We start from the raw sequence: 6,650 nt of genomic DNA, 5'->3' as shown, positions 1-6,650 counted from the left end.
GCCGCTGGCTGCTGCAAAGGGGATGTTGGAGGCTGGCAAGCTTCGGGCGCTGGCCACTGCCAGCGAGGAGCGCTCAAAGCTGTTGCCAATGGTGCCGACAACGGAGGAGGCGGGCTACCCCGACACAATTGTTCTCAGTTGGTACGGCCTGCACGCTCCCACAGGTACTCCTGCTGCCATAATCGAGGCTGTTACCGAGGCTGCGCGGGCAGCCTCGTTGGATCCGGACGTTCAGGCGACCGCGGCCACTGCCGGTGGCGAAACTGCACTCCTCGGACGAAAGATTTCATTCAGTTCCTGAATCGGGATCTCGAACGTTGGGAACGTACAGTGACAACGCTGAGCAAGCGTTGAGCACTTCTCTTAGCCTTGATTGTACGGTCGAGGTTATTGGTGAACAGCAGAAAGAGGAACTATGGACCTAGTGATATAGATAAAGATGGCATCACCTTCGGGCTCGCTGATCGCCGCACAAGCGACGCCCGATCGTGGGGGCTGTGCCGATCATGGACGGCCCATGCTTTCGGCATTTGCGGTCATGCTTGAAAGCGTCGCGGCAATCCCTGCGCTTCTGTGGCCCCCCGATTAGGTAAGTCACGGACTGTTGCACCATCAGGGCCGAGAAGCCGGCTGTTGCCTTTTCATTGTGGGCCCGGTTGGGAAACCCGCCGCCTTCCACTCCGGATAGCCATCCTCCAGCCGCTTGATATCGTAGCCCTTGGTGCGCAACGCGGCGACGGCCTCGAACGACAGCACGCAGTAGGGGCCGCGGCAGTAGGCAACGATCTGCGTATCCTTCGGCAGTTCGGCGAGCCGCCGTTCGAGATCGGCAAACGGAATGTTGAGCGCGCCCGGCAGGTGACCGAGTGCGAACTCGTCTTCGGGCCTCACGTCGAGCAACACCACGCTGCCGTCGTCGAGCCGGTTCACAAGGGCTTCGCGCGACACAGGTTCCAGCGAGTCGAGCCTGTTGAGGTAGTCCGTAACGATACCGCGCACCTCGGCGCGGCTGTGTTCGGCATAGCGCCGCAATGCGCCCAGCAGTTCGATCACGGGACCGTCGCCCAGTCGGTAGAGGATCCTCTTGCCGTCGCGGCGCGAGCGCACGAAACCGGCGCGCCGCAGAACCTGCAGGTGCTGCGAGGCGTTGGCGAGAGAGAGGCCGGTGAGCTGGGCCAGACGCTCGACCGAACGCTCGCCCTGCGCCGCGTGCTCCAGCAGTTCGAGCCGGTTTCCCTGGCCCAGCACGCGTGCCAGTTCGGCGAACTGTTCGAAAATCTCAGTCTTGGGGTTTAACATTCAATCAAACACTTGACTGATTGAATGAATCTCGTCGAGCCAGCATACGCCTCAGAGGTGAGAGAAATCCCCCATGGCCGGACACCCTTGGCTCAGCTCGATGCACCGGCAGGTTCTGTTGCTCGCCACGCCGCCCTGACCAGCCGGTATCTGCCTGCGTTCGATTGCGTCCCGGTGTGTTCGACAGCCAGCTCAGACCGCCTAAGCAGTCATTATGCCGATGCCCGATTCAAGGTTGCGCCGAATGGATACGAGATGACGGAGCCGGTCGGCCCACGAGTTCCTCGGCGAGCGCCGGCCCGCTTCGATTGCTGTTCGTGGGCTCCCTTGATTACTTTCCGAATACCAATGCCGTGCGCTTCCTCCGAACATCCCTCAGAAATAGCCTTGCCGCTTCTGGTTCTCGACCGATCCGGCCGCGGCGCTCGGAGGATCGGGCCATGAGCGTTTCGGAGACCACGTCCGCGAGGCTGGCGGCGTGCGAGGGTTCCGCGGCCGTCACGGGCCAGCAGCCCAGCGTGCGGAAGCGCACGGATTCGCGCTGCGCTTCCTCGCCGGGCCGCCAGCGCATGCGCGCCGGGTCGTCGACCACGATCCGTAGTCCGTCGCGCCTCACGACGGGGCGCTCGCGGGCGAGATACAGCGGCGCCAGCTCGATCCGGCGCGCCAGGATGTAGAGCCACAAATCCTGTTCGGTCCAGTTGGAGAGCGGGAAGGCGCGGATCGTATGGCCGGGCGAGAGCCGCCAGTTGAAGGCACGCCAGGGCTCGGGGCGCTGCGAACGCGGATCCCAGCCGTGGCTGGCGCTGCGTACCGAGACGATGCGCTCCTTGGCCCGGGTCACCTCCTCGTCGCGCCGGGCGCCGCCGAAGATGATGTCGAAGCCGCCGGATGTCAGCGCCTCCTTCAGCGGCTCGGTCCGCATCACGGTCGTGTAGGCGTCGCAGTGATCGAACGGGTTGATGTTCTCGGCGCGGCCCTGTTCGTTCGCGTGCACGAGCAGACTTCATGCTTGGCCGCGAAGGCGTCGCGGAAGGCCAGCACGTCCGCGAATTCCCAGATCGAATCGATGTGGCGCAGGGGAACCGGCGGGCGCGCGGGATAGAAGGCGCGCAGCACCAGATGGGCCAGCACCGTCGAGTCCTTGCCGCCGGAGAACAGCAGCACGGGGTTGCGCGCCTCGGCGACGCCATCGCGCAGGATGTGGATCGCTTCCGCTTCGAGCGCGGCGAGATGGCGGGGAAGGTCGGTCATGCGAGCACCCGTTCCGGTTCGTGTTGAGTCGTCGGAGCGCCGGTTGCGCCCTCCCAGTGAAGGTCGCCGGCGTAGCGCCAGGTCCTGCCACCCTGATCGTCGAGCGCGAACAGGTGCAGCCAGCGATTGTCGAACAGCGCACGCACGCCGGGATTACGCGCCAGGATGTCCGCGATCGCCTCGCGCGGCGCCTCCACCAGCACAGACAGCCGCAGCGGTTCGTGCGTCAGCGTCTCGCCGTCATGGACCGACTGCCAGGGCAGTCCCACCCGCAGCAGGCCGCCATTGCCTTCGACCACGCCGATCCCGCCCGTGACGTTGTGCAGGAGCTTGGTGCCCGCGCCGAAGATCTCGGGCGCGACGCTCGACCCGTAATATTGCAGGCTGATCCAGCTGGCGACAACGACCGGCGCCGTGAGGATCAGCTTCAGCACGCCGAAGCCCTCGTCGCGCCGCCAGTCATAGTCGTGCAGGAAGGCGCGGCCCGCGAGGTCGCGGCCCGCGGTGCGCGTGCGCGGTGCGGCGATGAAGGCGTGGCAGCCGGCCAGCCCCCATTCAGGCCGAAGCTCGGCCCAGTCGCGGGCGCGCCGCGGGATGTCCTCGCTGCGCGCGGCCCGGGGCAGGCGCAGCGCCCGTTCGCCTCGCGCGAGCAGGCCGGCCGAGTCTGTCCAGCGCCTTGCCTGCGCCACATCGTCGGCATGGGTCGCGGAGTGGTGGTCGGCGGCGTAAATCGTGACCGCGTCGGTCGTCGAATCGTGCAGGGCGCCGAGGAACAGCGTGTCGTCCGGGATCTCGATGCCCTGGGCGCGCAGTCCGCCGCGGACCTCGCGATCGTTGAGCAGCGAGGCGAGTAGCCGCGCGTTCACTTCGCCCGAGTAGCCGCCGCAGGCGCCGCAATGCAGCGCGCTGGCATGCGGGTTGTTGACGACATTGGCGCCGTGTCCCGCGAGCAGGACCAGCCGCGCGAACCCGTCGGTGAGCGACATCGCCTTGAGCACGCTGGCGGCCATCGCCAGCTTCGTGGCGCCGTCCAGGGTCTCGGCCGGGCGCGGTGCCGGGTCGTTCGGCGCCGGATGCCGCTTCAGCGCGAGTCCGTCGGACAGGAGTTTGCCGACATAGAGCGGACCCGCGGCCTCGACGAAGGCGAAGGACGAAATCGCCGCCAGCTTGAAGCGGCCCCAGGCGCGCTGCGCACGGGCCGCGATGCGCGCCGCCAGGTCGGCGCTTTCCGTTGCGGGAGTCGCGGTGCCGGAGCAGGTGAGCAGCATCGGCGCGAGCAGGACGGGGAGCCGCGCCTCGACCACATCAGAGGCGAAGCGCCGATGGCCGAGTCCCAGGCCGAAGAAGCCGGCGAATCCCGAGGTGCGGATGGCGGGATTGACGCTCTCCAGCGCCCGCCGGAACACTTCCGACCGCACGTCGATGCAGAAGGCCATCTGCAGCCGGGGGCGACCCGGGGCCGCCGGCGCCGCGGGCGTCGCGGCGAGAAGGGCGTGTAGCCGCCGCTGCGCGGCGCGTTCGGCCGCCTCCTGCAGGATCGTGTCGACGATATCGTCCGGGGTCGCGGCGGCCGGCTCGGCGTAAGCCGCGATGGCGGCCTGCCATTGCGGCTCGAGCGCGGACCCGTACTGGCGCAGAAAGGCCGCTTCCCAGGTGATCCGGATGGCGAGGAGGTCGGTCACCGACCCGTCGCTCCCTCCGTCGAGCTCCGCCTGCCAGAGCCGGTAGCGAGCGACCTGGGCCCAGCCACCGAGCGTCGTCTGCAGCCGGTGGAAATAGCTCTCTAGCGCCGGCCCGCTGAGGCCGAGGCGGGAGACGCAGTCGATCAGTGCGTCCTCGCCATCGGCAGGGGCATCGGCCACGTCCTGCGCAAAGCCCTCGAGGCCGACGATCTCCGGCGTCAGGTCGTGCGTGGCGACGGCCCGCCACGCCGCCCAGGCGCCGCGCGCCTGTTGTCCGCCGACCCAGAGGGCCTGTCCCTGGTCGTAGTAGGCGGAGGCCCAGTGGCTGATGCGGTCGTCAACGAGGCGCGGCCAGTCGATCGCGGTCGCGTCGCGCGCCAGCTCGGCGATCGTCGGAAGGGCCCGCGGCGTCGTCCGCTTGGCCTGAAGCGCCTGCTTCAGGGCCGCGAGCGTCTTGGGGCGCAGGCCGGCGGGCGCCGCGTCGAAGGCGGCCTGCAGGTCTTCGTCGGCGATCTCGCCCGACCGCAGCCGCGCCGCGTACCAGCTCCGGGGCATGGTCAGGGCGATGCCGGCGGTGCGCCGCAGGCGCGCGGCCGCGGTCGCCAGCGGTTCGCCGGTCTGGCCGAGAAACGGATTCACGGCGACGCTCGACGCGAGCGGCCAGAGAGGGGGGATAGCGCGCGCCGCCCGGTCGGCGGCCAGCGAGATTGCGGCGGGAGGCAGGGGCCAGGACTGGGTCGCGTTCGTCATCATGGTCTTGGTCCTTGCGTTCATGGGGTCACGACGCCTTCGACCAGCCGCCGAGCAGCCGATCGATCGTGGCGTTGACGTAGAGGCCGTTGGAAAGGTGGACGCGCAGTCCCGTGGCGGCGGGGTGCGTCGCCCAGAGCGGAAAGAGAGCCTGGGCGACCGCCACCAGCCCGAAGGTCAGGACCGCGAGCGCCATCAGGGTCCATTCGAGACGGCCAGGCGCCGGCGTCGCGGGTAGGACTCCGGCGGTCAGCCATTCGGCCGCGGAATGGAGCGCGAAGTACCCAACCGCGGCGGCGCTGGCGTAGAGCGCGGTTCTGCGGGTCAGTTGACGGGGCGCCGCGTCGGCCAGCCCCTGGGCCAGCAGATAGGCGACGCCGAAGATCAGGATGGTGCCCAGTGCCAGCGCCTGCGGCGACTTGTGGTCGAACCCGAAGACGAGGCCGAACGCCGTGCCGATCGCGGCATAGATCGCCAGCGCGATCAGGAAGGCGCGGCCCACGGCAAGCCCGTTTGGAACGGCGACCGGCCCCGGGCGGCGGATGGCAGCCACCTGCTCGACGGCGCCGCCGGAGGCGAGGAAGGCGTGCGCCTTGTAGAGCGAGTGGGCGACGATGTGGAGCAGCGCCAGCGGGAACAGCGCGAGCCCGCATTGCAGCACCATGAAGCCCATCTGCGCGACCGTCGACCAGGCGAGCGAGGTCTTGACCGCCGGCTGGGTCAGCATGACGAGCGCACCGAACAGCGCCGTGAAGCCGCCCACCATCGCCAGCACCGCGAGGACACCGGGGGCGGACAGTATCAGGTCGGCAAAGCGGATCAGCAGGAAGCCGCCGGCATTGATCACGCCGGCATGCAGCAGGGCCGAGACCGGCGTCGGCGCCTCCATGACCTCGGTGAGCCAGCCGTGGGTCGGGAACTGCGCCGATTTCAGCACCGCGGCGAGCGCGAGCAGGACGGCCGCGACGATGCCGGCCCACGAGGCGCCACCGGTCCGGGCCAGCGCGTTGATGGAGGCGATGTCGGTCGTGCCGAAGCTCGCCCAGACGAGGACAGAAGCGAGGATCAGGGCCAGGGCACCGATGGTCGAGAACAGTCTCTTCTTGCGCGCCGCGCGCCGGGCTGCCGCGCGCTCCGGGTAGAACAGGAGCAGGCGATGCAGCGCGACCGCGGTCGCGATCCAGGCGGCAACCAGCTGGACGAGATTGCCGGCCTGGACGAGCAGCAGGACGGAAGCGAGCGCCGCGCACAGCCAGCCGAGGAAGTAGCCCTGCCGCTCCTCGCCATCGAGATAGGTGCGGGCGTACCGCACGACGATCCAGCCGACGAAGGCGACCACAAGGAGCATCGTGGCGCTCACCGCGTCGAGCCGGACCGACAGGCCGATGCCGCCCCAGCCGATCAGCCCGCTGGTGCCGGCGCCGCGCAGGACCAGAAGCGCGAGAGACACGATCGCGATCAGCAGCGCGCCGAGCGCCGCGCTCACCGCAAAGGCCGGTACCAGGCGCGGCCGCCGGCCGCTGCGGACGAGCCCGAGGATGGTGGCGACGAGCAGCAGGACGGGCGCGCCGAGCGGGAGTAGATAATACGACAAGGTAGTCACCTGGATCGGAGGGGCGGGACGCCCGCCTTATCGCTCGCCAGAACAGTTCATAAAAATGCATT

General features: G+C 68.8%; 4 protein-coding genes and 1 pseudogene. 1 reads left to right on the top strand and 4 read right to left on the bottom strand.

Features of this window, described 5'->3' with window-relative positions:
• A partial coding sequence (locus tag ACT6UX_RS11330) for a tripartite tricarboxylate transporter substrate-binding protein (RefSeq protein ID WP_444775256.1) occupies positions 1–301 on the top strand: 301 nt, incomplete at its 5' end.
• A gap of 311 nt (positions 302–612) precedes the next feature.
• On the opposite strand, the gene ACT6UX_RS11325 is transcribed toward ACT6UX_RS11330, so the two are convergent.
• The 4 genes and pseudogenes from ACT6UX_RS11325 to ACT6UX_RS11310 all read right to left on the bottom strand — a co-directional run bounded on the left by ACT6UX_RS11325 (position 613) and on the right by ACT6UX_RS11310 (position 6,579).
• Positions 613–1,299 (bottom strand): ArsR/SmtB family transcription factor, encoded by a 687-nt coding sequence (locus tag ACT6UX_RS11325; protein WP_444775255.1) that lies wholly within the window; start codon positions 1,297–1,299, stop codon positions 613–615.
• Positions 1,300–1,674: 375 nt separating this feature from the next.
• Positions 1,675–2,553: pseudogene (cysD, locus tag ACT6UX_RS11320) on the bottom strand (sulfate adenylyltransferase subunit CysD).
• A complete protein-coding gene (locus ACT6UX_RS11315; protein ID WP_444775474.1) occupies positions 2,550–4,985 on the bottom strand; it encodes a YbcC family protein in 2,436 nt (811 codons plus the stop codon). Before ACT6UX_RS11315 ends, cysD begins: the two are co-directional and overlap by 4 nt.
• Before the next feature lie 28 nt (positions 4,986–5,013).
• Positions 5,014–6,579 carry a proton-conducting transporter transmembrane domain-containing protein gene (locus tag ACT6UX_RS11310; RefSeq protein ID WP_444775254.1) on the bottom strand — a complete coding sequence of 522 codons (1,566 nt, stop codon included), beginning with the start codon at positions 6,577–6,579 and terminating at the stop codon, positions 5,014–5,016.
• Between the last annotated feature and the right edge of the window lie 71 nt (positions 6,580–6,650).

Origin of the sequence: Reyranella sp. (assembly GCF_052439685.1) — a bacterium.
In the GTDB taxonomy this organism is placed as follows: Bacteria; Pseudomonadota; Alphaproteobacteria; order Reyranellales; family Reyranellaceae; genus Reyranella.
Note: the sequence above shows the minus strand (reverse complement) of the source record. Positions and strands in the feature narration are given on the sequence as shown.